The 2,897-nt window shown below is 66.6% G+C and carries 5 protein-coding genes; 2 read left to right on the top strand and 3 right to left on the bottom strand.

Translation table 11 applies throughout. From position 1 onward, the window contains the following. Positions 1–75: 75 nt before the first annotated feature. Positions 76–402: a Crp/Fnr family transcriptional regulator gene (locus DLJ49_RS20975; RefSeq protein WP_158547548.1), complete on the bottom strand. Its 327-nt coding sequence runs from the start codon at positions 400–402 to the stop codon at positions 76–78. A 68-nt stretch (positions 403–470) separates the two neighbouring features. Here DLJ49_RS20975 and DLJ49_RS20980 point away from each other — a divergent pair, with 68 nt between their 5' ends. Together DLJ49_RS20980 and DLJ49_RS20985 are read left to right on the top strand one after the other, a co-directional pair. After that, a complete protein-coding gene (locus DLJ49_RS20980) occupies positions 471–1,052 on the top strand; it encodes a Spy/CpxP family protein refolding chaperone (protein WP_115395449.1) in 582 nt (193 codons plus the stop codon). A 22-nt stretch (positions 1,053–1,074) separates the two neighbouring features. Continuing rightward, positions 1,075–1,992 carry an MBL fold metallo-hydrolase gene (locus tag DLJ49_RS20985; RefSeq protein WP_158547549.1) on the top strand — a complete coding sequence of 306 codons (918 nt, stop codon included), beginning with the start codon at positions 1,075–1,077 and terminating at the stop codon, positions 1,990–1,992. Positions 1,993–2,029: 37 nt separating this feature from the next. Here DLJ49_RS20985 and DLJ49_RS20990 read toward each other — a convergent pair whose 3' ends face one another. Together DLJ49_RS20990 and DLJ49_RS20995 are read right to left on the bottom strand one after the other, a co-directional pair. Further along, positions 2,030–2,413 (bottom strand): hypothetical protein, encoded by a 384-nt coding sequence (locus tag DLJ49_RS20990; RefSeq protein WP_115395451.1) that lies wholly within the window; start codon positions 2,411–2,413, stop codon positions 2,030–2,032. Next, positions 2,413–2,715, bottom strand: coding sequence for a hypothetical protein (locus DLJ49_RS20995; protein WP_233489380.1), 303 nt, complete (start codon positions 2,713–2,715; stop codon positions 2,413–2,415). The genes DLJ49_RS20990 and DLJ49_RS20995 overlap by 1 nt, the downstream gene beginning before the upstream one ends. Positions 2,716–2,897 lie beyond the last annotated feature (182 nt).

Here is a 2,897-nt window from a genome sequence, read left to right on the forward strand (position 1 = left end):
AAGGCGGCCGAACTCGGTCGGATCGAAGCGGGGCATGGCAGGTCTCCTCGACGGTCTCGGACCGCCGAAGCTATCCTACTGGCGCCAAAGAACAAAGAGCGAACCAACACGCTTTGCTGACACCGCCTCGCGCGGCAAGAGCGCAGCCACGCAGGGTTCGGACGCCACCGCATCGCAATGGTAGACGTCGGACCAGGCGGAGGCCTCGGCAAGGATCTGCCCGGGGCCGGCACGATGCAGGATCATCCTCAGCCCGTGACCCGTGTGACGGACCAGATCGGCCCGTCCGTCCTGCAGCAGGATCATCGAGACCACCGGGTCGCCGGCGCGGAACAGCACCTCTCCAGCGGCGAAATCGCGCGAGACCGCATCGGAAAACAGTGGCTCGAGAAGATCAGACATGATCACAGTCATATGCGATGCGGCCGCGAGATGCGAGAGGACCAACAAAAGATCATAGGAGTTTCGCGATGATCCGTCTTGTCTTCGCCCTTTGCGTTCTCGCCGTTCCCTGCGGTGCGTTGGCGCAGAACCATGGCCATTCCCCATATGCCGGGATGGAAGGCCGCGACATCAAGAGTCTGTCCGATAGCGATCTCGACGATCTTCGCTCCGGCCGCGGCTGGGGCCTTGCGCTCGCCGCCGAATTGAACGGCGTGCCCGGCCCGGCACATCTTCTGGAGTTGCAGGATCGGATAGGCTTGTCGGCAGAGCAGGTCACCGCCATCGAGGCGATCTTCGCGGCCATGCAGACCGAGGCGCAGGCGGCGGGCGAACGCCTCATCGCGGCAGAGGCGGCCATCGAGGCGGCCTTCCGAGCGGGCGATCTGACGCCCGAGCGGTTGCGGACACTGATCGACACCGCCGCTGACGCTCGGGCGGAACTGCGCTTCATCCATCTCTCGCGACATCTGGAAACGCCGCCCCTGCTGACCGCCGAACAGATCGCGCGCTATAACGAGCTGCGGGGTTACGGTGCGGCCGATCCCTGCGCGAATGTGCCGGAAGGCCATGATCCGACGATGTGGCGCCGCCACAACAACTGCGGATGAGCGAGGCGCCATGAGGAGCTTGATGACCCGAACCCGCGCCGCAATGGTCCTCCTGGTCGCTCTGGCCTTTGCCACCCCGGCACTCGCCGAGTTGCGCAGCCTGCCCGTCGCCGAAGGTATCTGGGCTATCGTCGGCGAGAAGGGCCAGCGCAGCGCCGAGAACCTCGGCAACAACGCCACCTTCGGCCTGATCGCCACCGAGGACGGCGCGGTCCTGATCGACGCGGGTGGCAGTTATCTTGGTGCAGAACAACTTCACGCCGCGATCCGCGCGGTGACCGACCTGCCCGTGACATTGGTCATCAACACCGGCGGGCAGGATCATCGCTGGCTTGGCAACGGATACTGGGCCGCGCAGGGTGCCCGGATCGTCGCGGCAGAGGCAGCCGTGGAAGACCAGGCGGCGCGCGCCTCGATGCAGTTGACCATGCTCAGCCAGTTGATCGGCGAGGGCCTTGCCGGCACCGAGCCCGTCCATGCCTCCGAGAGGTTCGCGGACCGGCTCGACCTGACCGTCGGTGGCCGGACTATCGAGATCGTGCATGCGGCTCCTGCCCACACGCCGGGCGATGTCTTCGTCTGGCTGCCCGAGGAAAGGGTCGTCTTCACCGGCGACATCGTCTTCACCGAGCGGCTTCTCGGCGTGCTGGAATTCTCCAGTTCCGCCGGCTGGGTCGAAGCCTTCGAGGCGATGGCCGCGCTCGACCCGCTTCATGTCGTCCCCGGTCACGGCGATCCAACCACGCTGGAGCGTGCGCGGGCCGACACCTACGACTACCTCGTCAACCTGCGCGACCGGATGCGCGAGCATATCGACTCGGGCGGCGACATCATCGGGTCCGTCGCGGTGGACCAGTCCGCCTTCTCCAGGCTGGAACAGTTCGACATGCTGGCCGGGCGCAACGCCCAGCAGGTCTATACCGAGATGGAATGGGAGTGATCGAGAGATCCTCCAATACAAACCCTATTCATTCTTCTCAATCGAACACCCGCGCTGGCTGCTCGTCCCACGGCAGCGATGCGACGAAGCACAGGTCGTAGAGGCTGATCGCGCAGGACTCGCGGCGCACGACCAGCCGCTCAAGAACTTCCGGCGCCAGCCATGCGAGGCGCAGGAGGCGGCTGACATAGCGGTCGGAGAGGCCTTCCTCGGCAGCGAGATCGGCGATGGTGGTGACCTCGTTGCGCTCCATCCGCTGCCGCCACGCCCATGCCCGGCCGATAGCGCGCAGCACGCGGGGATCCTGTCCCGGCGGCGGGTCCAACGTGTCGATTTCCTTCGGCGGCAGGATACGCGGGCGACCACCCCGTTTGCGGACCGTGAGCGGGATGTGGACGCGGATCGTGTCGTTCGCGGGCATCAGGCGGCGTCCTCCCGCGCGGGCGCCATCAGGCTCGCCAGCGCGCCGAGCCCGTCGTGGCGCAGGTCGATGTCGAGCCCGTCCTCGCCCACAGTCACGCGCGCCACGAGCAGCTGAACGACGCGGGCCTGCTCGGCCGGGATCAGCGCCTTCCAGAGATCATCGAACTGCGTGAGCGCCGCGGTCACGGTGCCCTCGTCGAGGTCAGGCCGCTCCTTCTTCAGCGCGCGGGCGGTGCGCGCGATGATCTCCGGCGTGCGCAGCAGCCGCCGGATTTCGCCGATGACCGCCTCCTCGAGCATGGCCGCGGGCAGCCGCTGGGGCCCGCGCAGCTCGGCCTGTCAATCGGCCCTTTAACAGGCCGCTGAAGAAGTGCGGCTGGAAGGACGTTTTTCCGGGCGCGGGTTTCCAAGTTGAGGCGGTAGCGGCCCGGGACGTGTGGATCGGTTCCGAGATGCCCCGTGTTTCAGGCCGCCAGAAGCTT

Source organism: Rhodovulum sp. 12E13, from assembly GCF_003340565.1.
Classification (GTDB): domain Bacteria; phylum Pseudomonadota; class Alphaproteobacteria; order Rhodobacterales; family Rhodobacteraceae; genus HLUCCA09.